We start from the raw sequence: 23650 nt of genomic DNA, 5'->3' as shown, positions 1-23650 counted from the left end.
ACTATTATGGAATATATTTTACAGACGAATCATCTTACGAAGGTTATTGACAAAAGGGAAATCGTTCATGATGTGGGGCTTCATGTGCAGAAGGGGGAAATTTACGGGTTTTTGGGGCCGAATGGAGCCGGGAAAACCTCTGTGATGAAGATGCTTACCAACATATGGAAGCCTTCCGGCGGGTCGGTTGAGATATTCGGGGAGACGCTTACGCCCTCTTCCTATCAGGTCCTGAAACGGATGGGCAGCATTCTGGAGTTTCCTACCTTCTATGACCATATGAGCGGGCGGGAAAATCTCAAGCTTCATTGCGAATATATGGGATACTATCATCCCGGAAGCGTTGAAAATGCGCTGGAAATGCTGCATTTATCAGATGCGGCCGACAAGCCGGTGAAAAGCTATTCCCTGGGAATGAAGCAAAGGCTTGGAATTGCCAGGGCGGTTTTATGCAAGCCGGAGCTGCTGATACTGGATGAGCCGACGAATGGGCTGGACCCCGCCGGGATGAAACAAATCCGCGATTTGATGAAAATGCTCTGTGCGGATTACGGAATTACCATTATGATTTCTTCCCATATTCTTTCCGAGGTGGAAAGCATTGCCCATACAATCGGCATGATTCATCACGGCAGGCTTATCAATGAAATATCCATGGAGGAAATTGAGGAAAAAAACACCGCATATATTGAGCTTGGGGTTAACGATACAAAACGGACGGCATATCTGCTTTCAGAGGAGCTGAAGCTGCTAAGCTTCAGGATTATGGATACGGGGGAAATCAGGATCTATGATAAACAGATCAGTCCGCAGGCCATCTCAAAGGTTCTGGGGGCAAATGGTGTGGAAATCCGGGTCCTGCGGAAAAAATCGGAGACTCTGGAAGACTATTTTCTGAAAATGACGGCGGAGGTATGATAGATATGATTAAGTTAATCAAGTTGGAATGGAAGAAAAACCAGATTGGGAAGTATATTCGAAATGCCGTGATTCTGACGGCGCTGCTGTGCCTTTTTATTTTCGCCATGGATTTTCTGGGAATCGCCAACGATCCGGAGACAGGCGTACCGGATACGGCTCCCGGAATGAACAATATTTCTTCAACCATTGAATTGTTTTCCAGCATGGCATTTCTGGTATTTACCGGAGTAATGCTGTCTTCCTTTATCGTAAGCGCTTATAAAAACAAAACGATGAACCTGATGTTTTCCTATCCTGTAAAGAGGCAGAAAATACTGGTATCACAGATGCTCGCCGTCTGGATTTTTAATTTCTGCGCGCTGGTTCTGGCAAAGCTGCTTATGTATGGCTGTATTCTTGCCGGCTCACGTTTCTTGCCAGCCTCTTTTTCCTCAGGCTATGATATGGGCAGCCTTAATTTTTATGTACAGCTTCTGCTGAAGTCGGCCGTTATAGTGAGTATGGGCTTCATTGCCCTGTTTATCGGCCTTGCCATGAGGTCCTCCAAGGCCACGATTATCACCTCATTTCTGCTGATATTCCTCACGCAGGCTAATATCGGTGATTTTACCATGGCAGACAACGCCGTTTTCCCTTTGGCGCTTACCCTGGTTTCCATTCTTTTCGCTTTTCTTTCCGTTTATAAGGTGGAAACGAGAGATTTAATGTAAGTAAGATTCAATGCAAGAGATTTAACATAACCAAAATCCAGGCCGGCGGCGCTTATCCTGCATCGCTGCCTGGATTATTTTTTCCCATATATCCATTATCTTACTAAGTGCCGCCGAAAAAAACTATTCGTGATGTTCCTTTTTCTCTTTATGGTCATGATGCTCTTCCCGGTTTTCATAACCATCCTTCGTATCACCGGCGGTTTCTTCTCCGGTTTTATTTTCATTTCTGGCTCCGTGTTCTTCCCCGGTTCCGGTATCTTCCCCGCTTCCGTTCCCGCCGCCCCCTTCTTCATGGTGCCCGCCGCAGTGCTCCTTTGTAAGCTCCTTTATTTCGCTGATGGAATGCTCTGCGCACCGGTCATAGGAGGCGCTGGGATCCACCTCCTGCAGCTGGGTGATGGCCAGATATTTGGCGGGGCTTAAGTTATGGTCGTGGGCACAGTCCCTGACCTCCTCCGACACCGCGAAAACATCCGCCGATGCCGTGGAATGATGGGAATCCAGGAGTGTATCTACCGAAGCCCTGATTTTTCCCAGCATCTTTTCCTGCGCACTGTTATTTTCGGTCTGTATGGTAACGGACACCAGGCCGTCCTCCTTCACATATCCCTGCCGCAACATTTCGGTCAGCAGCAGTTCAACGGCCTGTTCGCAGGATTTATGGCGCACATCCATGTTTTCCAGGATGGCCGCCCCGTCATCATTGTATGGGGATGCCTCCAGCACAAAGCCGAAGCGGTTGAGCGAAAGGGCAATGGATGGATTCACATCCATATCCACATAAGCGCTGGGTGTAAAACAGGCAAAGCCGCCCACGAACAGAAGCAGGGCAAGGCAGGCACAGGCGGCGGCGAACCGCTGCCGTCCCATCCATGCCGTCCGGCGGCGTTTTCCGATTTCCCCGCGCAGGTATTCCGCCGTCCTCTCCTTCAGGTCCGCATCCGCATGGATTTTATCAAAGGTACCGCGAAGCTTACTTTCCATCCCACTCACCTCCCAACTGCTTTTTAAGCTCCTTTCGCGCCCGGTCTAACCAGGTGTAAATCGTGTTTTCACTGCGTTTTAGTATCCCGGCTATTTCCACCGCCGTATAGCCTTCATAATAAAACAGGTAGATGGTATTCCTGTATTTCGGGGCGAGACGGAAAACGGCATCCAACAGGCCCTTATCCTCCTCCTGCAGGTAAAACGGTTCCGTAGTTACCTCCTCAATGGAGCGCACCCTCCTGCGGAAGAAGCTTTTCAGAAGATCCTGACAGGCGTTGATGGAAACACGAATAAGCCATGCCTTTTCGTGGGCATCGCTTTCAAAAGAGGAGGGATGCAGGAGGTATTTAAGAAATACCTCCTGAAAAATATCATCCACATCCGCATCATTTTTCAGATATAAAAAACAGATCCGGCGGACCGTGTCCGCATACAAATCAATGGCACGGTTCACCTCGGCTTCATTCCGCATGACATCACCTGTTAGCTAATCAGCGATTGGCTCTCCTGACTTTTAATGATGGTTCCCGCCATGATGGCTTCCATTATGGTGGGAGCCGGAAGCGCCGTTACAGCCATTCCCGCTGTGGGGCAGGCAGACAGTTCCATTGTGCTCATGGCAGCCGGTCCGGGTACAGCCCTCGGTGGTGCAGGCCTGATGGTAATCATGGCCGTCACCGATATAGTGGCCGGAGTACGTAACGCCGTCGTGCTGATGGTTCCCGGTCTCATTACAGTTTTCCACACTGCAGAGGGAATTGCAGGCGGCGGACGAATCCGTCCCGTGGCTGTGTCCATGGGCAAATACGGTTAACGGCATAGCGGTAAGCATAACCGCGGAAAGTGCAAGAGCTACGATTGTTTTTTTCATGATTGGTTCCTCCATTTTTCATTGTTCTGATACTAATACGATTGGAGAAACGGAATCCTTTCATTTTTTATAAATTTTTTTATATAACTGTATTGCATTTTCCTTACCGGACCAGATGTATGACATCTTCCTTGCTTTTAATTCCCTTTTCAGTAACGCTCCACCGCTTGAGCGTAGCGCTGTTTTCACCGGTTTTGGTAACAATACAAATGTCCTGGAATCCAAAGTTGCTTGTAACGAATACAAGCTGTAGTGACGAATTGGATAGCTTGCTCGCACTCCCCACGAATCCTGAAACCCTGGTAAATGTTCCATCCAGCGCCATCGTATTATCAGAAAGCTTGGTAAACGTAACCGCTTTCCAGTAAGTATCATCTCCTGACCAGTTTCCATTCAGCCAGGTCAGCAGTTCCGCAAGGCTGACAGCATTCTGGGCTTCCGCCTTTGCCGCTGACTGCTGCTTATCCAAATCATTTATCTTTTTTATATAATCCTCGCTGTCTTTATATTCTCTGATGGACTCAAACTGCTTCAGCGCCAGCTCATATCTCTGATACCTCCAATTTGAAACAGCAATCAAATATTTTACCTCCAGGCACTTTCCCCGCAGCTCCATCACATATTCGTTATCCTGATCCATTTTATCAAGGATTTCCAGCGCTTCATCGAAATCAGACGACTCCCAGAATTCCAAAGCTGTCAGATATTCCTCCGTCAGTTCCACATGTTCTTTTAAGATATCTGCAATCTGCTTCCTGGAATCCTTATAGTCTCCCAATTCCGTGAACATATCCTTTGCTTCCGACACCCTGTCCTGCGAATCACTGTAAATACAGGCAATTTGGTAATTACATTCAAGGATTTTTCCTTTGCTGTCCAGGAATCCCTGTAAGCTGTCATATATCTTCAGTGCCTCTCTATAATCCTTTACATTCACGGCATTCTTCATCAAAATTTCTGCCATGGCGTAGCGGGTCTCTTTTACGGCCTGCGTGCAGTCCTTTTCCTTCCGGATGGAATCCAGTATCTTAAGCACCGCTTCATAGTCCTTTATATTTTCCGCGCTTTCCTTTTTATCCAGAGCCATCAGGTAAGTAGTTTCAACTACCTGGGTTTGGCTGTCCTTAAAATCACCCAGCTGCTTAAAACTCTCAATAGCAGTTTCATACTGCCCCAGCTCCGCCTGCTTAACCGCTTCCATATACTTCATATTCGGAATCAATAAAAAAATAATTGCCGACACAGCAGCGGCACAGACAAGGACAGCAGAGGCCACACCTGCCGCTATCTTTCTTTTTCTGGATCTTTGAGCGGTTTTTTCAGGATTTTCTTCAATGCTTCTGCCTTTTTTCTTTTCCTGACGCTCTCCCGCAGCGCTGAGCTTATATTCTGCCCTGCTGCGCGTTCCGTCCTGAAAAGTTATTTCCTTTATATTGATTTCGAAATTTCTTGCTTTTGCATTGCTGAAAAAAACCGGAGCCCTGTCGCCAAAAAGCTCGTTCCGGCCCGCCTTCAGGTCTGTATATGTATAGTCCAGGGTTTCAATGCATTTCCCCAAAAAATCAAGGCAGGCAATCTCAACGACTGCCTCCCTTATTTCCTTTTCAGCCAGGCAGATAAACTGCAGCTGCAATATATGGTTACCGGTCACTGTATCCTTTAAAACAGCGCCTTTATTCAGCATAACCGGAGAGCCGGCACTCCACTGCTTTTCCTGCAGGTACTTCACCGTCTTATATCTTCCCATAACCGCATATTTCCTTCCTTATGTTACAGCGGAGGCAGTTCTTCCCCGGCTGCTTCCCGGCCTTCAGCCGCAGCTTTTTCATTTTTTCCGTCAATTGCAGTAATCAGCAATCCGCCGGTCATGCATACCGCACTGGTAAGCAGGAAGCCTGATCCAAGAACAAAATAAGCGGTCGCATAGGTGCCGTTAATAATATAATTATAGGCATCTCCCTCAACATAAGCGTTTTTGTTGAGACTGCTTATACCGGAATTATAATATTTCGTCATCTTATCATATCCCCGATAGGTAACCACCCCGAAAGCGATAAAAAATACCGCTGCCAGACAAAACAGAACTTTTTTTGCATTATTACTCACACTATCTCCCTTCTGCGCATTTGGCGCGCGTACAAACCAGCCGGCCACAGATATCTGTCTTCCGGCATATGAAAGTGAAATTTTCTCCACTCTTCTCCATCGATACTATATTACTATAGAAAGAGTTTTGAAGCAATGGGGGCTTTTTCCTATACCTTCTGTTTCCATCCATCACGGCTGCGTACGCCAAAATCATCCGTTTTTTCTTCCGGGCGCACTCACCCCTTCACCGCGCCTGCAACGACGCCCTCAATGATCTGCTTCTGCATAATCAGATAGAAAATGATCAGCGGCAGGGTCGCCGCCACAAGCATGGGGAAAAACGCCGTCCAATTCGTGGAAAACGGTCCCACATTACGGTATACCTGCTGTAAAAGCACCTGTTTTTCAGGACTTTGCAGAAACAGAAGCGGTGTCATAAAATCATTCCAGATAGCCAGGGTATCCAGTATCGCTACGGTGGACACGATTGGCTTTAAAAGGGGAAAAATTATCTTCCAGAAGCAGCGGAATATCCCGCTTCCGTCTATCAGCGCCGCTTCCTCCAGTTCAGCGGGCACCGTATTGATAAAGCCCTTCATCAGGAAAATGGAAAGGGGCAGGTTAATGCAGAACACGTCCACAAGAATAACTCCCAGGTGGCGGTTCATCAGGCTCATCCCGGAAATGATTTTATACAGGGGGATAATGGAGGTCTGGAAGGGAATGATCAGCCCTACCATAAATACGGAATACATAAAACGGAATATCCGCCGCTTGCCTCTCGCCACCACATAAGCCGCCATAGAAGCAAAAATAATCAGGCAGATGACGGATACCACCGCAATGATCAGGTTATTTGCAAGGGAACGGCCATAGTGCATGGCCCCGATGGCATTTACATAATTGTCAAAGGTCAGATGCCGTGGAAGCCCCAGAGGGCTCGCTGCCGCTTCTGCCGGGGTCTTAAAGGTCGTGACAAGCAGATAGTAAACAGGGAGAAGCATAATAATGGACAGCAGGAGCAGAAAAATGGCATACAGTATTTTTCCAGATATCTTTTTTATATTCGTCATCCTTGAACCGCCTCCTCCCATTTATCCAGGAACCAGGTCACAGCCCTGGAAAACAGAAAAACCAATATGAAAAAAACTACCGCAAAAGCGCAGGCATAGGCATTGCGCCCGCTGTTGAACCCTTCTCTTATCATGGTGGTCATAATCGTTTCCGTAGCATAGCCGGGGCCGCCCTTGGTCATGACAAACACCGCGTCAAACATCTTCATGCCGCCGATCAGGCTCATCAGGATGTTAAAGGACGTCGCGGGATGCAGAAGAGGCAGCGTCACCCGGAAAAACAGCTGTACCGGCCCGGCGCCGTCAATATTTGCCGCCTCATACAAGGCGGAATCGATGCTTTTCAGATTGGCGATATAGATGACCATCGACCACCCGGTCCACTGCCAGACCTGGGTGATGAGCACGGAATATAACGCTATTTTGCTGTCTCCCAGCCAGTTTACCGGTTTTCCCCCGAAAAACATAAGGATGCTGTTTAAAAGCCCGCCGTCCGCAGAGGTCATAATATACTGGAACAGATAGCCCACCACCATGATGCTCAGCACGGCAGGAAGGAAGGTAATGGATTTCACAAAGTTTGCCGCTTTTGATTTTTTATTCAGGAGGACCGCCAGTACGATGGCAAACACATTCTGTATTACAGTAATAAGAATGGCATATTTGATTGAATGCAGGATGGGAGCGATTGTCTTGTCGTCGGAGAACAGCTTCCGGTAATTGTGCAGCCCCACAAAATGGATTTCCTGGCTGTATACGGACCAGTTTGTCATGCTGTAGAAAAAGCTCATCACCGTAGGGACAATAAAAAGTCCGGTAAAACCGATAAAGGCCGGCAGTATCATAAACAGGTATATCTTATCCCTCTTATTTCCTTTCATGTTGTACCCTTTCCATTTAACAGGGGATGCCTTTGCGACATCCCCTTTGCTCTTTCTTTTCTTTATGAAAAAATCAGTTGCCCACGGCTTCTCTCAGGTCATCATTAATGGCATCCGCATCAGCCAGCGCTTCCTGAACCGTCTTGGTCCCCGCCAGCACCTCCTGCAGGGATTTTCCATACCCCTCAGTTACCGCGTTTCCGTTCGTCCATACCGCTGTCCAGGGTGCATAGACATGCCCGGCCTTAAAGGCTTCGTCACAGTCTGTGTAAAGATCTCCAAGATCCACCTCTACGCCAATGACAAAGGAGCTGCCTGCATTATCCTTTACCAGCGCCTGCTGCGCCTCCTGTGTTGCCGTTGCTTCCAGAATCTGAAGCGCTTCCTGCACATGCTCTGATTTTGCATTGACTGCAAATGCGGAGCCGGGGCCTCCTACCAGCCAGCCCGGTTTATCAGCATCAGGCCCGGGGATAGGGAACATGCCGAAATCCAGATCCGGATTCTTCTCTTTCAGGGTTTCCACCGCCCAAGGTCCGCACTCCCACATAGCGGCCTTCTCTGTGGCAAATTCATCCAGCGCCTGATCATAGCTGAGTCCCAGCATATCCGGGGTGAGGCAGCCTGCTTCTATAATCTTATACCATTCGGTAACCGCCGGAAGCCATGCTTCCTCCAGCTTTCCTTCCCCGACATTGAATTTCTCATCAAAGCCCTTGCTTTCGTCCGTGGAATAAAACATATTGTTTACCAGGGCAATACTCTGCTTCATCATAGGCTCATAGGACTGGGCGCCCATGGTCTGGGCCTTGATTCCCTTTTCCTCCAGCGTCTTATGCAAATCGATGAATTCCTCCCATGTTTTCGGTACCTCCAGGCCGTTGTCCCGGAATATCTTCTTATTATAGAAAATACCCTCGTACCATGACTGCAGCGGCGTGGCATAGATTTTACCGTCCACCGTATAAGGCTGCAGGCCGGCGTCCGCATAGCTGCTTATAAAGCCCTGATCCGTCAAATCCAGCAGATAACCGGCGTTTGCCAGCAGCTTGGTCTGCCCGCCTACCTCGATGATATCCGGACCTTCACCGGCCTGAAGCTGCGTATTGAGGATGTTGTCAAAATTATCCTGGGATACAAATTCAAACTCAATCTTAATATTGGGGAATTTCTCCTCCAGGTACTTCAGATAAGTAGCCCTGGTAGCTTCCGCATTATAGGCCATGAGCCGCAGCGTAACCTGCTCCGCCGTCTGTGCTTCCGGTTCCGCCTCCGTCTTTTCCTCAGCCTTTGCCGATGTTTCCTCCGCCTTCTGTGAAGCTGTTTCCGCTTTGGCGCCGGACGCGGTATCCGTGCTGTCTTTCCCGCCGCAGCCCACCAGGCTTGCCGTCACAAGAGCCGCCGCCAGAATGCCTGCTAACATTTTCTTTTTCATAGAGCACCTCCGTTTTCTTTGATAGCTTCATTATAGGGAAATTCCCTCCGCGAAGAAATCAACTATATTCCTGAAATATAGAAAAAAATTACCGTGCCCGGCGGACCGGCACGATAATTTGCCCTCTTTTGGAAAAATATCACAATATTACGCCGCCGCACCGTAACATAATGCTATTTTCTGTTTTCCCGGTATTCATTCGGCGTCATCTGTTCATATTTTTTAAAGATCCTGGAAAAATAGCTGGGATTGTCATAGCCCACCTGGAAAGCGATTTCATAGCTCCTCAAATCCGTCTCCTCCAGAAGCTTCTTAGCCCTTTCCATCCGCAGCTGTGTCAGATAGTTCCATACGCTGACCCCCACCTCACGCTTGAAAAGGTAGCAGAAATAGTTCCTGCTCACCGCCGCCTCCCTGCAGATTTCATCCAGTGAGATGTTCCGGTCGTAGCTTCCCTCAATCAGCTGCAGACTCAGCTCCACAGGCTTACTGTACCTTTTCCCCTGCCCCGAAGCCATATCCGTATCCTTCTGCTCCTGCTCCCGCATGGCTCCTATGGTCCGGATTTCTTCCATTTCCTTCTGGCTGCAGTTATAATCATAGCCCAGTATCGGCTCCTCTCCCACAAAAAAGCCGTATTTGCCCAATGCGGTAACTTCCTCATAAACCATCGGCAGCTTATCCAGTCCCTGCTGTCTGGCGCTGAAGCAGATAAAACCGCGGACATCCAGCTCTCTTTTAAGCATTTCAAGGATGCGCTGGGCGCATGCCGCCTTATCCCGTCCGTTCAGTCCCTCAAGCAGCAGGAACCAGTTCTGGGCCTCGTAATCAAAGATGAGAAAATGCTCCGTTTTTTCAGAAAGGATCTCCTTCATCAGGCCGGTAAGATATCCGCTCTGTACCGGCTCCATGGTGCTGATGCTGTTAAATTCATCGATGGTTTCATTTTCCAGCCGTACCATCATCAACGAATAAGAGTTAAAATCCACTGGCAGATACTGTTCAAAATTGAGGATGCTGTTCAGGCTGCGCCCGTTTTTCATATACTGGTACAGCTTCATTGCCCTCAACTGGGCCTCGCTTTCGTTAATGACCGACTCCTGCTCCTTGCGTCCCCGGATTTCCTCAACCGTCCTGCGCAGGGCCTGTTCCAGCTCCGCCTCATCAATCGGTTTGAGGATATAATCACTGCAGCCTCTCTTCATGGCCTCCTTCACATAGCCGAAATCCGCATAAGCGCTAATGAGAAGGACGCGGATATCCGGGGAATAGCCCTGGATTTTCTTTACCAGCTCCAGGCCGTTCATGGTATCCATCTTAATATCGGTCAGCACGATATCCGGCGGATTCTCCATTATCATATGGAAGGCTTCCTGCCCGTCCCTTGCATAGCCCATGACCTCCAGCCCCAGCTGCTCCCAATGAATCAGATTTTGGAGCATTCTGATCGTAAACATCTCATCATCTACCAGTAATATTTTCATTGTCCTTCCCTTCCCCGTTCTCCGGCAGCCTGATTATCACCGTCGTCCCGGCCCCTTCTCTGGAAATCACTTCAATCCCATACCTTCCGCCATATTTTCTTTTCAGCCGGGCGTTGACATTGAGTACTCCGATACTTTTTTCCTGCAGATAAACCGTCTCCGCCTCCAGCTTCCGCTTCATATCCGCAAGCTCCGGCTCCGGAATGCCGATTCCGTTATCATTTACAAGGATACAGATGCTGTCCCTTTCCCGCTCCACGCTGATGCTGATCATGCCCCTTCCTTTGCCCTTGATCCCATGTTCGATTGCATTTTCCACCAGCGGCTGGATCAACAGCTTGGATATCCTGACATTTTCAAGCCCCGGCTCACAGTCAATGGCATAAAAAATCCGGCCGCCGTAGCGTAGGTTCTGGATTTCCATATAATTTTTTACATACTCCAGCTCCTCCTTCAGCTCCACATCCTCATAGGGCTGATATACCGAATATGCAAGGATTTTGCCAAGCAGCGTGGAAAGCCTTGATATTTCCTCTGTTTTCCCCTCCACCGCCATTCCCTTTATCAGCTGCAGCACATTGTTCAGAAAATGAGGATTGATCTGATGCTGCAGCGCCCTCAGCTGTTCCTCCGACAGCTTCTTTTCCTCCTCCACCACCTTCTCCGAAAGCCGGAATACATTGTGGATCATGGTCTGGACCGTTTGGGAAAGCACATGGATTTCCTCGCTCTTTCCCTCCGGGAACTCCACCTCATAATTGCCCACCGCCACCTGGTTGCAGCAGTCCACCAGCCTGTTCATCGGCGTCAGTATGCTCTTTGACACGATTCTGGATATGAGGGCAACCAGCAGGACGGATAGCAGCAGGATTCCTGCCAGAATGCAGGACAGCTTCCGGTTGATGCTGTGGATTTCATCCAGTGAACGGATTCCCACCAGATTCCATCCAAAAAACCTGGATTTCATCACCACCACCAGGCGGTCCGTTCCCCAGGGATCCCCGCCCAGCTGAAACGAGGACTTTTCCTCATCAATCCGCGCCAGGATCTGTTCTTCCTCTTCTTCTGCCAGGTGCCTGCTTTCCTTGGCATAAAGCAGCCGGCCGGAGGCTGCCAGCGCCAGGCTTACCCCGCCGTCCGCCGACCTGGAGGACTGCAGGACAGCCATGGGATCAATATCACAGACAAGGTAGGCCGCCGCCGAAAATGCATACTGGTTCTCCCTGGTGATGGGCATGACCATGGAGATGCACTCATTTTTCTGATCCGTAAGCAGATACCGCTTGTCATGCATTCCGGACACATAGGAGGTGTTCAGGTAGATGGAATCCACAATATCCTTCAGCCACTCCTCCTGCATCAAATTGTAATCCTTCCTTACGGAGGCGCGGTAGCTGTAAAGGCATCGGCCGTCAGCGCTTACAATATATGCATTTTCAATCTCCGGGTTCTCGGACAGCATATACAGCTTATCCGCCACATCCCTCTGATGGTACAGCTCTATGGAATAGTCCACCGTTTCATTTTCCACCTGGTATTCCACAGCGTTCCGGATTACGGAATCCGCCGCAAGGACGCGCTGCTTTGTCTGGATCTGCTGCAGCCTGCTGTCCAGGATATTCAGGTTCAGCTCCACCTGGCTGACGCAGAACTGAAAGGCCTGCTTGCGGTACATGCTGCCGCTGATCCCTGCAAACAGCCCCGCCGCAAGCAGCAGGACCACCAGAAATGCGGCCGTGAACATCCTTTTCATCTTCTGATCCAATGCATACCTTTTCATCCGCCGACCTCCCCCGCAGCCGCAGCCATGGCTGGATTTCACAGGCTGCGCTTCCCTGTGAAATAAAAGAATCAGGATAACATGGCTGTTATCCTGTTCCGAATTATTATGCTTCTGTCATTATATCAGAAATGGACAGCCCCCGCAATCAAAGACCCCGCTGCAAGCAACGAGGTCTTTGACTCTCGCGGCAGTCGCCAAATATCCATGCAAGCATGGATACCTGGCTCGTTGCTCGCGGAAATAAACCACGGACCTATAGGAAACCTTTCAACCACTGTAAGTGTCCTTACCTGACTGCCTGTGCTATGATGTGTACAGACAGGAAAGGAGAGGAACGATATGACAACACAGATTCTTGAAATTGATTCCCTGCGCAAGACGTATGGGAAAGGAAATAATCAGACAAAAGCGCTCAACGGCATTACCTTTCAGGTGATGGCCGGCGAGTTTCTGGGGATCATGGGAAGCAGCGGCTCCGGAAAATCCACGCTGCTTAACTGCATTGCAACGGTCATCCGGCCCACAGGAGGCAGGATCCGCATGCGGGAAACCGATGTGCATTCTCTTAGGGGAGCGGACCTGGCGGAATACCGGGGGAAGAAAATCGGCTATCTGTTCCAGAGCTTTGAGCTGCTGGACAATCTCACCGGACGGGAAAACATTCTGCTGCCGCTGTCGCTGCACGGTGTCCCGGCAAAGGAAAGCAGGGAGCGTCTGCAGTCTCTTTCGGACTATCTGGAAATTACGGATGTGCTGGATAAGTTCCCGGCGCAGATGTCCGGCGGCCAGCAACAGCGCATTGCAGCAGCGAGGGCGCTGATCCTCCGGCCGGATATTATCCTGGCGGACGAGCCTACGGGCGCCCTGGATTCCGGCAATGCAAAGTCGCTGATGGAAAAGCTGTCAGGACTGAACCAGGAACACAATACCACCATCCTCATGGTCACCCATGATGCCAATGCAGCCAGCTACTGTAAAAGGATCCTGTTTATCCAGGACGGCGTTATTTTCCATGAGCTGCGAAAGAACGTGCCCGAGGAATCCCGGCCGGAATTCTATGAACGAATCCTGAAGGTCATGGCTCAGTTAGGAGGTGGCAGTGCAAATGTTCTTTGATTTGATTTCACGCAACAGCAGACGGAGCAGAAAAGAAAACGGACTGTTTTTCGCTTCCCTGCTCATCTCGGTGATTGCCTTTTATATCATTTTATCCCTGTCCCAACAGGATGTGATAAAATTTCTCATGAAAATGGAAAGCGACGCCATCAGCAGGCTGCTTCGGATGATCCCTTTGTTTTACGGGATGACCCTGCTCATCCTGTTCTTCCTGATTTACTTTGCCAGCAAATACCAGCTGGAACGGCGCAGGCATGAATTCGGCGTGTATCTGATGCTGGGAATGCGCCGTTCCAGGCTGTTTTTCCTGCTTCTGGGAGAAGATATACGAAACAGCGCCTTCGTGCTTGCCATCGGCCTGCCCGCCGCTGTCCTCCTGTCCGAGCTGATCAGCCTGGTCACGGCGCGTCTCACCGGCCTGGGGATCATCGGCCACCGCCTGAACATTTCCCTGACTGCAATCCTGTGGACAGCCATTGGGTTCGCCCTGATCAAGCTGGCCGCCTTTATGATACTCAGCGGGCGCATCGCAGGGGAGGAAATCGGAAGCCTGCTGACAGAGGCCCCGGATGGGACTAAAAAGCAGCTGCCCTCCGCCGTTTATGCACTGGCCCTCCTTGCCGGCGCCGCGCTGCTTGCAGCAGCTTATACCATGGCTATCTGCGGTTTTTCCTGGAATAATGTTGCCCATATGGGAATTACCCTGCTGTCCGGCTTTTTGGGCACTCTCCTGTTCTTTTTCGGCCTCCGCTCTTTCCTGGGGCTGCTGGCAGGCCGCGCCGGCCGGGAAAAAAAGCTGCATACCTTCACCTTCCGTCAGCTGCAGGAAAACGTAATCCACCGTTCCCACGCCCTTGCCATCAGCTCGCTGCTGATTCTGGCTGCGCTCTGCTGCTTTGGCACAGGGGTGGCAGTCGCGCTGGTTTACGGGGATTCTGAGCAGCATGTCCTCGATTACACATTTCCCTGCCCGGATAATCCTTCCGTCATACGGGAACAGCTCTCCGCCGCCGGTTTTTCCGATACGTTTGGCAACCTGTTTGAAATGAAGGTCGGGCATATCATTCCCGCAGAGGAGAACACGCCGCGCTTTTCCATGGACGCAGTCCTGAAGGCGCTGGAGGGCCTGCCTGAATCTGAAGGCAGGGATGTCCTTCTGAACAATTTTTCCGATGGATATACGCCGCGCCTGATCGCCCTGTCCGGATATAACCAGCTGCTTGCTGCCGCCGGGCTTCCGGAGATAACGCTGTCCGGCAATGAGGCGGCGGTCTATATGGATACGGATTTCACCGGAAACAACCGGCTTGTCCTTTTCAACGGGATCCTTGACGGACGCCCTGAGATACGGATTGCAGGGGAAGCCTTTTGGCTCACCGGCAATGTCAATACCACCAACCTCGTCGTGGATCGTTCCATTACCCTGGCCCTGGCGCTCATTGTGCCGGACGAAGTCTTTGAACGCATGACGGACGGCAATTATGCCGTTTATCTGAACGCGGTGCTTTCTCCCGACAGGCTGAAAGGGCAGAGCCTGCTTGGGGCGGTTTCCGAAACCAACGACAGGCTTACCCGCACCGGCATTCCCTATGAAAGCTACCTGCAGAACATAGGACGGCAGCTTTTTTATGTGGTATCCGTCAGCTATATTACCATTTATCTGGCAATTATTTTCCTGATCGTTGCAAATACGGTCCTCGGCGTACAGTTCCTTACACAGCAGCAGAAAAACCGGCGGCGCTACAAAACCCTGATAAGGCTGGGCGCCCCCTGCGAGACGCTCTGCTGCTCCGCCGCAAAACAGATCCGTTGGTTTTTCGGGATTCCTGTCGCCGTCGCAGCGGTGAGCAGTCTTTTCGGCGTGAGGTCATTGTTAAGCGGCCTGCTTCCATCCCGGAGCCAGCCATATATTTCCTCACTGATGTGGTTATCCCTGGCTATGATTTTACTGCTCCTTATAGTAGAATACATTTATATGGCTGCTGTTAAAAAGCTGAGCTGCCGGTACCTGCTGACTCTCATGGTGCCGGAGCGGGAGGCATAGGCCCTCGCGGCAGTCGCCAAATATCCATGCAAGCATGGCTGCTTGGCTCGTTGCCCGCGGAAATAAAAAGAAGGGAGAAAGATGCTTGAAACGGATTGCAATTGTGGAGGATGAAGTCTATATGAGGGAAGAGCTTGCGGAAATGCTGCGAAGCGCGGATTATGAGGTGCATGAAATCACCATCTTTGAGGATACCGCCGGCCAGCTGCTCCGGCTGTCTCCCAATCTGATCCTTCTGGATATCAATCTCCCCCAGGCCAGCGGCTTTCAGATCTGCCGGGAAATAAAGCAGAAAAGCGCCATCCCCGTACTAGTGCTGACCTCCCGTGATCAGATGCGGGATGAGCTTCATGCCCTGGAGCTGGGCGCGGATGAATATCTCACAAAGCCCTGCCGGAAGGAACGCCTGTTGGCAAGGGCCGCCAATGTGCTAAAACGCTATGAAGGGCGCGCCCATATGCTGGAAGGCCCGGATTTCCTGCTGGACCGCCAGACCTATACGCTTTATATCCATAATAAATCTGTGGTGCTGCCGGGGAATCAGGGAAAGCTTCTGGAAGCCTTTCTCCTCCACGGCGCCAATCCCGTAAAAAAAGAGGAGCTGCTTACCGCCCTGTGGGGAACCACGGAGTATATCGACGAAAATGCGCTCCAGGTCAATCTGACCAGATTGAAAAGGACCATGCAGGAGCTGGAAATGCGCCGGAAAATCATCCCCGTGCGCGGTGTGGGCTATCAGCTGATCCCTGAGGAAAATAATGATGAAACATAACTGGAAAATCTGCAGGCAATACCTGCCCTGGCTTCTGCTGCTTCTTGGCACGGACGGCGTCTTCGTCCTGCTGCTGTGGCTTGCCGACATACAGGCCCTGAAGGCGTTTGCCGCATTCCTGGTGCTTGGCACCCTACTGCTGTTTTCAGCAGTCCTGTCCGTGGTAATTTTGCGTGAAAACAGACGTCAGAAGGCATTTCTGGCATTTCTGAACACGCCTGAGGAATATCAGGAGGAACAGCTGCTCCGCCTCTCCGGCGCGGCTGAAAAAGACATGATACGTATCCTTGGCGCCGCGCTCCGCCAAAAGCAGGAGGAATATCAGCTGCTGCAGGGCCGGATATCCGACTATGAAGATTATGTGGAAGCCTGGGCGCATGAAATCAAGACGCCGGTTTCCCTGCTCACCATGCTGATCGATAACCGGCGGGACGACATGCCGGAGCACGAACGGAGGAAGTTGGACTATATCCGGAACCGGATGCAGGAATCCGTGAACCAGATGCTTTTTTATGCCCGCCTGAAAAGCGCTCGGAAGGACTATCTGCTGGAAACCCTTTCACTTTTCGAATGTGTGGAGGATGTGCTGGAGGATTACCGTCCCCTGCTGGAGGGAAAAGGTTTCCTGGTAAGCACGGATATTTGTGACGCCGCTGTTTTTTCAGATCGGAGAGGCCTGCATTTCCTGCTCAGCCAGGTTATCAGCAACAGCGTAAAATACTGCCGTGACGATATCCGGTCCGAGCTATCCCTTTTCTTTATCCGCAAAGAATCTCACTGCTCGCTGATCATCCGTGATAATGGCATGGGCGTGCGCAGCAGTGATCTTCCCTATATTTTTGAAAAAGGCTTTACCGGGGATTCCGGGGAAGGCAGGAAGAGGGCTACCGGCATGGGACTGTATTTGGCAAAGGAAATTGCCGGGGATCTTAAACTGACGCTGGAAGCGGACTCCAGGTGGGGAGAGGGCTTTGTGATGAAAATAATTTTCCCTGTAGTCTGATGCTAATGCAACCTATCTGATAAATCGTTCAAGTTCGCATATCACGTATAAGTTTTCCAACGGAGGTTCCCAATTCCTCTCTAATCGCCTCCGGCTCTTCGCAAAAAAGAGCCGCTTGTTCAACTGCCAGATCTACATTTTGCTTGAAACGTTCAAATTTCAGTTTACTTCCTTTACTATAACCCTCTGAATGCTGGCCCACCAGAATTTCCAGATATCGTTTCTTTTCGGAAGCATCCGGGAACAATTGTTTTCTCAGATTTTTACGGTTCTCCAAAAGCTTATTTTTATCATAGTTCTCCAATCCCGGAAAATGCATCAAGAGCCATAATTCAAAATTGGGATTAGAAATAACAATACGAATCTTATGTAGCAGACATAGTTTGAATATCTCATCCAGACATGCGGTCAAACCTTTATAATCCCTATCAAATATTACACAAACAACATCTATTTCCGGATCGAAATCTTCCCAGGCGCAATAAGTTTTCCACTTGTCCTTTGGTAACTCTTGTCCCTCATTATCTATACGCCCCATTGAATGTAAACAGGCATTTACAAGCTGCAACGGATGACTATAAGTTTCCTGCCCATTTTCCTTGGGGACAATTTCAATAAAAACATCATTTTTTATACGTAATGTTACTCTATTGTTGCGTATTCCCTCAAAATATGACTCTTCCGTTGCGCCCTCTGATACACAGTAAAAGTGAACTCTTGGTTTTACTGTTCCGGCCTCTGAACTGTAATCGTATGGTTTTGGTTTTCTTAAATTCAGTCTTTCCAATCCCCATCCCTCCCCCACACATAATCAAAGTCCTTAAATATAGGAACAGCTCCATATCTGCCTGACAAATAATCTCTGGAGACTACCTTGTCATAACGGATTTTAAACTTATCTAATGTATAAAGTGAGGTCGTATTATCACTATCACGTTCTGCAAGCCATATCTCATCCCTTCTTAAAATTTTCAAATCCATAAGATTGGATTCATGGGTAGTAATAATCAGCTGTGTGTTCCTGTGTTCGGAGAATTTAAGAAACGTTTCGACAAATTTTATTGTCATTTGCGGATGAAGACTGCGATCCAACTCGTCGATAATAAATACACGTTCATCATCGTCATTTAAAATAACATCTAACAGTTCTATCAGTCTTTGTGTGCCATCTGATTCTTCTCCATATTCATAGCTGGCTTCGTCCTCTCCATGCTGGAACATCAATTTTGCAATTTTATCCGGCCCGTTTGCCCCATAATCCAATTCAAACAAAGTTTCACCAAAATTGACAATACGTTTCATTTTATGCTTGTTTTCTCTTTCCGGCCCCTTTAAAAGTTTTTCAGCCAGAGAATCATCGGAAAAATATTCTTTAAATGCATTTTCATTCAAATTTTTCATTTCATATCCGGTAATTCCAGTATCTAAATAATCAAGAACCTTTACTAACCTGGTATTGTCACTTCCAAACCAAAAATAACTGGAACCAATCTTAGTTTCCGGATAAATTACCGTTAATTTATAACGGAACCAATTATATATCTCCGTAAAAATTCCATAATCTTTCTCATCCAGTTTTCTTCTGTTAATCTCATACAAAAACAAGGAAGTGTTAATACGGTTTGCATCCTTCATAAAGTAATGGAACTGCTGAATATTATCTGAATTTTCAAATAATTCCTCGTCAAAATAATACTGCTCTTGTTCGACCAGTCTTTCAAAAATTGTATGCTCTCTTTCCCCTTTTAACTCATACAGCCATTCAGATATTATACAATGTTTATTGAGATTTACTGTAAAACCATAGGCAAAACATTTTTCTTTTATAGTAAATTCGTATTCAAACAATGTAGGTAAATCTTTATTTGTTTTTTTACTTCTGCAATACTTATCATTAAAATCTATGCCCTCTATCGTGGAAAGTATAATTTTTCTACCGCAGTCAATCGCACGAATCAAATTTGTTTTACCTGATGCATTTGCACCATAAAGAGAAGAGAATTTTAATATTTTTCTTCCGTCGAAATTAATAACTCTATCCTTGAACTGTTCCGTTCTTCCGGCGTACAGGTGAAACTCTTCCGGTATAATCTGTTCTTTTTCATCTGTTCTGTAACCAAAAGACATAAAATTTGATACCGAAAACCGCATTAGCATTCTAATCACTCTCCCGATTTTTTCTCAACTTAAATAACATTATATCAGATATATTTAAAATTATACCACTATAATGCGTATTATCAAGAGATTTTATCTCTGTTTTTTATATTTAAGCTATTCTAAATTCTATTTTCATTTGCATGATAAAACTTTTTAGAGAAAAAATACCAATCCCTCATCTAATCCTAAGCCTGCTGTCCATAATCACCGCATCCTGGCAATACGTATTCACAAGACATTCCAGAAGTATCCTGTCTCCCTGGCTGAACTTGGGCGCGCACAATATTTCAAGCTCATCGAAGCACTCTTCTCTGATTTTCAGGAAATAATCCTCTCTGGCCAGGCTGATGCTGTTTCTGATATTATCATCCATTTTTCGTTTGGCCTGTTCGGGATCCTTGAGCAGCTCCTCCAGGGAAACCGGCATAAAATACAGCAGATACCGCCATTCCTTCTGAAACTCCCATGCGCTGTTTTTATTCTTGCCTAACCGGGTAAGCTCAATGCCGGCACAGTCCTCTCCGCCGTGCTGCATCTGCCGCCTGAGACTGGGGTATAACAGTCTCTCGTCATCCGTATAATTGACTTTATGAAGAAGCTTTTCTTCCATTACCGGAAACATGTTTTCCTGATATAAATCTTCTTCGGGAATACAGCTGGTTACAAAGCGGCCCTTCTGCCTGGGATCCTCCCAGGTATATTGTTCAAAGGGATTTAGAGGGAGCCTGATTCTTACGCCGTCCATTTTTGAGTACATATTCCACATCGGTATGGATTCCTCTTTTTCACTGGTCCATGAGCTTACAAAACAATATTTCCCGGCTCTTCTGAAATCAGCACTTGCCAGTTCATTCGGATCGTCCACATATTTCAGGGAATTCAGCCGGATTGACCAGGTTTTTACTATCTGGGCCAGCGCGCTCAGGCTTGTATATTGATATAAATAGTCCATATCCCCTGTGCCTTTCTTTTCTGCCTGGATTTGTGGGAAATACATTGCCTAATGCAGAATAATTATCGGTTCTCTGTAAAGTATTTCCTGTGTTCTTCCCCTTATTCACTTTTTGGTGGACCGAACATTTTGTATCTGATAACACCACAGAAAGTTCGGCCGGTATTACTCCTATTTACAATATTTGGTTGATTTTGATGACATCAGGAAGCTAACTCTCCATATATATTAAGTAGTTTCTTAAAATGATAAGGTAATGAAAATTCCTCCTTTGCTTTCAAATAAGCTTCTTGACTATATGAAATTCTTAAATCAACATCCAGAATTAACCTTTTCATTACATAAGCCAGTCTGTCAACATCTCCTGGAGGAATTAGATTTCCATTGATACCATCAATGACTGCCTCAGGTATTGATGCAATATTAGTAGATATATTCGGTATTCCATAGCCCATGCTCTCCAGAATAGTCATAGGGAGGCCTTCATTATAAGAAGGAAGTACATTCAGCATTGTCTCTGAAAAGCACCTGAGCCGTTCTTCTTTTGGCAGCCAGCCACAGTATACAGCTCTTCCCTCAAGATGATATTCAGCTATTTTACCGGCAATATCAAATTCCTTATCATCTCCGTATATGGTTAATTTAACATTCTCCGGAATTTGATCCAGGATAAGTTGAAATGCCTGCAATAAATCTTCTATCCCTTTTCTTGGTATCAACATACCATAAAACAAAACATTATGGGCTTCAGCATTATAACAATTTGTCTTTTCCACATTCACCGCATTATGCAAAACAATAATCTTATCTTTATTTGCATCACCCATGACCTGCTCCATAAATACAGACCATTTCTTTCCAAGAACTATCATTCTGTCCGGTAGTGTGAAAATTTTTGCTATGATCTTCTGAATAATCCGGTTTCTTTTCTCATACCAATCCTCTATGGTAGCCCCATGCATATGGATCACCGTTTTTACTCCCATCCGCTTCGCAATCCAAACTACTAAACCTTCCCTAAAAACGCTCCCCCGTTCTCCCATATGAACATGGACAATATCTATTTTCCCTTTCTTTATAACATAGATAATCTTCGGCAGCACTTTTAAAAAAGTAAATATTTTAACAAATTTATTTGCTCTTATTACAGTTGCAATATATTTTAAATTTGTCTTCCGGCAGAAATCTTCATTATTAAGATAGTTTTCCACAACAGTCAGCATTCCCCCGATAGAGGTTTTATCTACCCCAATCATTAAAACATTCATATTCCTGAATCCTTTCCTAATATGTATGGTTTCTTGTTTCCGAAGTCCTGCCCAAGTATATACTCATAAAAGGTACCCTTCTCAGAAGTTACGGTATCCTTCAATTTATAGGTTAATTTATGTACGCTTGTCAAAGCTGTTATATAATTTAATTTTTCTTCACTAAAGTTGTTTTCTAGCTCATTTAACAAAAGTCCCGTACATCCACTATGCACACAAGGTATCTGTTCAAGTATATCCCTGTTATTTTCCAATACAATCGTAAAAATAATACAGGTAAACAAGTACTCTATTACATGCTTTTCTTTTCTCCAGTATTCGTATAAAATATTTCTGGTTTCTCTCATAATTTGATTAGACTTTCTGCAGTGTAATAGCCAGATGGGAAATAGCGCCGGATTATATATTAATCCTAAGGAATCACGGAAAGCAAACAAATCGCTGTTCATCACATATTCCGGCAACGGGCCAGTTAACAGTACTGTTGCATCTATCCATGTCCCTCCATAATGCTCCAGTAGAGAAAAACGTATTACATCAGAATAAGCCGCCGCAGACAAAATACCTTTATCCCATTTTTGTTCAATAAACTGTGGAAGCTTAATATATTTATACAGATTCTTATCCGATAACATAATTACTGAATCTTTATAATAACAGCGAATAGACTCAATACATCTTTTTACAATTAACGGCGCATTTTCTTCTCCCTGATTCCAGTAAATCCATACAGGATTCCCAGGTGAAAGATTGCCAAACTCTAATCCTATTGGTTCAACAGCTGCCGCATAAGAATATTTATTTTCAATCCATCTGCGTACTTTTCTATAATATAGTATTTTTTTATTTTCATAATCCGTAACTATGTGCAGCGGATTTACAGTAAATAATCCCCGTTTTATTGAATTTAAAACCCCATATCTCTTAAAATAATCCTTTATTCCAATATTTTGGAATGCTCCCATAATACATTCTTCTCCCTTCGGTCCGTGTCCTCAGACAGAGTGATTGGATTAGAGCCATTTGCTATGAGGTCTAACTCAATCGGTACCTGAGCCGAAATAGCCAGTATACAACATACATATTTTTTGTCAGGATCATTGTAAACAGAATCCTCTGCTTTTTTTCCATTTTTTTAATAGGATATGTCTTCAGAACCTGTAATGTTGTCTCATCTTCCGCCATCTCCTTAAGCCGTCTCATACACCAGTCCTTTCCATTTTGTTTTCTAAAAGCAACCTCCTGTTTCATACATGTAATCAGATTATCCATATAATTCCTGTCTATCCTTTGCCTGAATGATATATTCCCAGCTCCGCAATCCTTCAGTTCCGTATCCAAAAGCCGTTTCATATGTTTTGCCACCTCATAACGGTCCTTCTTATATCTCTTAGTCAGAGAGCTTTCATTGGCACAGTAATAATAAAAGCATTCAGGCAGCAGAACAACTTTCCTTGCATACCTGCATATTGCAATGTTAAAAAAAAGGTCCTCGCAAAGCACCTTCTCTTCCTTCCGAAAAAATACTTCCTCCTCCCTAAAAAGTGACGCACGGTAAAGTGCAGCACAAGCACTCATTCCAGCAAAACAGTTACGTGATATTTCAGGTACCGCCCCAAGGGCCTCCCCAATAAATTCAGCCATGATCTCATCTCCTGAGTAAATTAATTTCTCAGGAGGGACTCCTGCCCTTTCTTCCCCATTTATCGATACATCCACGAATCCGCTGTAGCAAATGTCCGCCTGCTGTATAACAAGTGTCTGCAAAAGTTTTTCTGCCATAACCTTATCCACATAATCGTCCGAATCGACAAAAAGAAAATATTCCCCCTCCGCCGCTATAATACCGGAATTGCGTGCCATGCCCAGGCCTTCATTTTTTTTGTGAATTACTTTTATCCGGTTATCCGCTTTCTTCCACTGATCACAAAGACTGCCGCTGAAATCTGTGGAACCGTCATCAACCATTATGATCTGCAAATTTGTATACGTCTGAGACACAATCGTTTCCATACATCTGTTCAAATATGGCGCAACATTGAAAACCGGAATAATTACACTGATTAATGGATGTTTTTCCTTCATTAATATTCCTCCCA

Annotated in this window: 22 protein-coding genes; 6 read left to right on the top strand and 16 right to left on the bottom strand. The window is 46.9% G+C overall.

Annotated elements, in window-relative coordinates:
- Window positions 1-6 precede the first annotated feature (6 nt).
- Window positions 7-918 carry an ABC transporter ATP-binding protein gene (locus DXC51_RS07930; RefSeq protein WP_025489290.1) on the top strand — a complete coding sequence of 304 codons (912 nt, stop codon included), beginning with the start codon at window positions 7-9 and terminating at the stop codon, window positions 916-918.
- Window positions 919-923: 5 nt separating this feature from the next.
- Complete coding sequence (locus DXC51_RS07925) at window positions 924-1631, top strand: ABC-2 transporter permease family protein (RefSeq protein ID WP_035323217.1); 708 nt, start codon at window positions 924-926, stop codon at window positions 1629-1631.
- A gap of 123 nt (window positions 1632-1754) precedes the next feature.
- On the opposite strand, the gene DXC51_RS07920 is transcribed toward DXC51_RS07925, so the two are convergent.
- From DXC51_RS07920 to DXC51_RS07875, 10 genes are all read right to left on the bottom strand, one after another.
- Window positions 1755-2618, bottom strand: a complete 864-nt coding sequence (locus DXC51_RS07920) for an anti-sigma-I factor RsgI family protein (RefSeq protein ID WP_117530392.1) — start codon at window positions 2616-2618, stop codon at window positions 1755-1757.
- Complete coding sequence (locus tag DXC51_RS07915) at window positions 2608-3093, bottom strand: RNA polymerase sigma factor (protein WP_025489288.1); 486 nt, start codon at window positions 3091-3093, stop codon at window positions 2608-2610. Before DXC51_RS07915 ends, DXC51_RS07920 begins: the two co-directional genes overlap by 11 nt.
- Window positions 3094-3135: 42 nt before the next feature.
- Window positions 3136-3492, bottom strand: coding sequence for a hypothetical protein (locus tag DXC51_RS07910; protein ID WP_021634694.1), 357 nt, complete (start codon window positions 3490-3492; stop codon window positions 3136-3138).
- Between the two features lie 103 nt (window positions 3493-3595).
- Entirely contained in the window at window positions 3596-5239 is a 1644-nt protein-coding gene (locus DXC51_RS07905) for a tetratricopeptide repeat protein (RefSeq protein WP_117530393.1), read from the bottom strand.
- 23 nt (window positions 5240-5262) lie between these two features.
- Entirely contained in the window at window positions 5263-5598 is a 336-nt protein-coding gene (locus DXC51_RS07900) for a hypothetical protein (RefSeq protein ID WP_147331810.1), read from the bottom strand.
- A gap of 218 nt (window positions 5599-5816) precedes the next feature.
- Window positions 5817-6653, bottom strand: coding sequence for a carbohydrate ABC transporter permease (locus tag DXC51_RS07895; protein WP_117530394.1), 837 nt, complete (start codon window positions 6651-6653; stop codon window positions 5817-5819).
- Window positions 6650-7534 (bottom strand): carbohydrate ABC transporter permease, encoded by an 885-nt coding sequence (locus tag DXC51_RS07890; protein ID WP_117530395.1) that lies wholly within the window; start codon window positions 7532-7534, stop codon window positions 6650-6652. Before DXC51_RS07890 ends, DXC51_RS07895 begins: the two co-directional genes overlap by 4 nt.
- 73 nt (window positions 7535-7607) lie before the next feature.
- Window positions 7608-8969 (bottom strand): ABC transporter substrate-binding protein, encoded by a 1362-nt coding sequence (locus DXC51_RS07885; RefSeq protein ID WP_117530396.1) that lies wholly within the window; start codon window positions 8967-8969, stop codon window positions 7608-7610.
- 173 nt (window positions 8970-9142) lie between these two features.
- Window positions 9143-10453 (bottom strand): response regulator transcription factor, encoded by a 1311-nt coding sequence (locus DXC51_RS07880; RefSeq protein WP_117544234.1) that lies wholly within the window; start codon window positions 10451-10453, stop codon window positions 9143-9145.
- Window positions 10431-12233 (bottom strand): cache domain-containing sensor histidine kinase, encoded by a 1803-nt coding sequence (locus tag DXC51_RS07875; RefSeq protein WP_117530398.1) that lies wholly within the window; start codon window positions 12231-12233, stop codon window positions 10431-10433. The genes DXC51_RS07880 and DXC51_RS07875 overlap by 23 nt, the downstream gene beginning before the upstream one ends.
- Before the next feature lie 342 nt (window positions 12234-12575).
- Between DXC51_RS07875 and DXC51_RS07865 the strand changes: the two genes are divergently transcribed.
- The 4 genes from DXC51_RS07865 to DXC51_RS07850 all read left to right on the top strand — a co-directional run bounded on the left by DXC51_RS07865 (window position 12576) and on the right by DXC51_RS07850 (window position 17171).
- The gene (locus tag DXC51_RS07865; RefSeq protein ID WP_117530400.1) at window positions 12576-13352 is read left to right on the top strand and encodes an ABC transporter ATP-binding protein; all 777 of its coding nucleotides are present in this window, start codon (window positions 12576-12578) and stop codon (window positions 13350-13352) included.
- The gene (locus DXC51_RS07860) at window positions 13342-15396 is read left to right on the top strand and encodes an ABC transporter permease (protein WP_117530401.1); all 2055 of its coding nucleotides are present in this window, start codon (window positions 13342-13344) and stop codon (window positions 15394-15396) included. Before DXC51_RS07865 ends, DXC51_RS07860 begins: the two co-directional genes overlap by 11 nt.
- Window positions 15397-15481: 85 nt before the next feature.
- A complete protein-coding gene (locus DXC51_RS07855; protein ID WP_117530402.1) occupies window positions 15482-16168 on the top strand; it encodes a response regulator transcription factor in 687 nt (228 codons plus the stop codon).
- Window positions 16155-17171: a sensor histidine kinase gene (locus DXC51_RS07850; protein WP_243003156.1), complete on the top strand. Its 1017-nt coding sequence runs from the start codon at window positions 16155-16157 to the stop codon at window positions 17169-17171. Before DXC51_RS07855 ends, DXC51_RS07850 begins: the two co-directional genes overlap by 14 nt.
- 28 nt (window positions 17172-17199) lie before the next feature.
- Here the strand turns inward: DXC51_RS07850 and DXC51_RS07845 are convergent, their stop codons facing one another.
- The 6 genes from DXC51_RS07845 to DXC51_RS07820 all read right to left on the bottom strand — a co-directional run bounded on the left by DXC51_RS07845 (window position 17200) and on the right by DXC51_RS07820 (window position 23636).
- Complete coding sequence (locus tag DXC51_RS07845) at window positions 17200-17958, bottom strand: RloB family protein (RefSeq protein ID WP_021634702.1); 759 nt, start codon at window positions 17956-17958, stop codon at window positions 17200-17202.
- A complete protein-coding gene (locus DXC51_RS07840) occupies window positions 17946-19328 on the bottom strand; it encodes an AAA family ATPase (RefSeq protein WP_102289331.1) in 1383 nt (460 codons plus the stop codon). The genes DXC51_RS07845 and DXC51_RS07840 overlap by 13 nt, the downstream gene beginning before the upstream one ends.
- A gap of 178 nt (window positions 19329-19506) precedes the next feature.
- Window positions 19507-20283: a DUF2971 domain-containing protein gene (locus tag DXC51_RS07835; RefSeq protein ID WP_181970055.1), complete on the bottom strand. Its 777-nt coding sequence runs from the start codon at window positions 20281-20283 to the stop codon at window positions 19507-19509.
- A 203-nt stretch (window positions 20284-20486) separates the two neighbouring features.
- A complete protein-coding gene (locus DXC51_RS07830) occupies window positions 20487-21551 on the bottom strand; it encodes a glycosyltransferase family 4 protein (RefSeq protein ID WP_021634705.1) in 1065 nt (354 codons plus the stop codon).
- Entirely contained in the window at window positions 21548-22516 is a 969-nt protein-coding gene (locus DXC51_RS07825) for a capsular polysaccharide synthesis protein (RefSeq protein ID WP_021634706.1), read from the bottom strand. Before DXC51_RS07825 ends, DXC51_RS07830 begins: the two co-directional genes overlap by 4 nt.
- A 70-nt stretch (window positions 22517-22586) precedes the next feature.
- Window positions 22587-23636, bottom strand: a complete 1050-nt coding sequence (locus DXC51_RS07820; RefSeq protein WP_035321096.1) for a glycosyltransferase family 2 protein — start codon at window positions 23634-23636, stop codon at window positions 22587-22589.
- Window positions 23637-23650 lie beyond the last annotated feature (14 nt).

This window comes from Eisenbergiella massiliensis (assembly GCF_003435485.1).
This window is presented reverse-complemented; position numbering and strand designations above follow the sequence as displayed.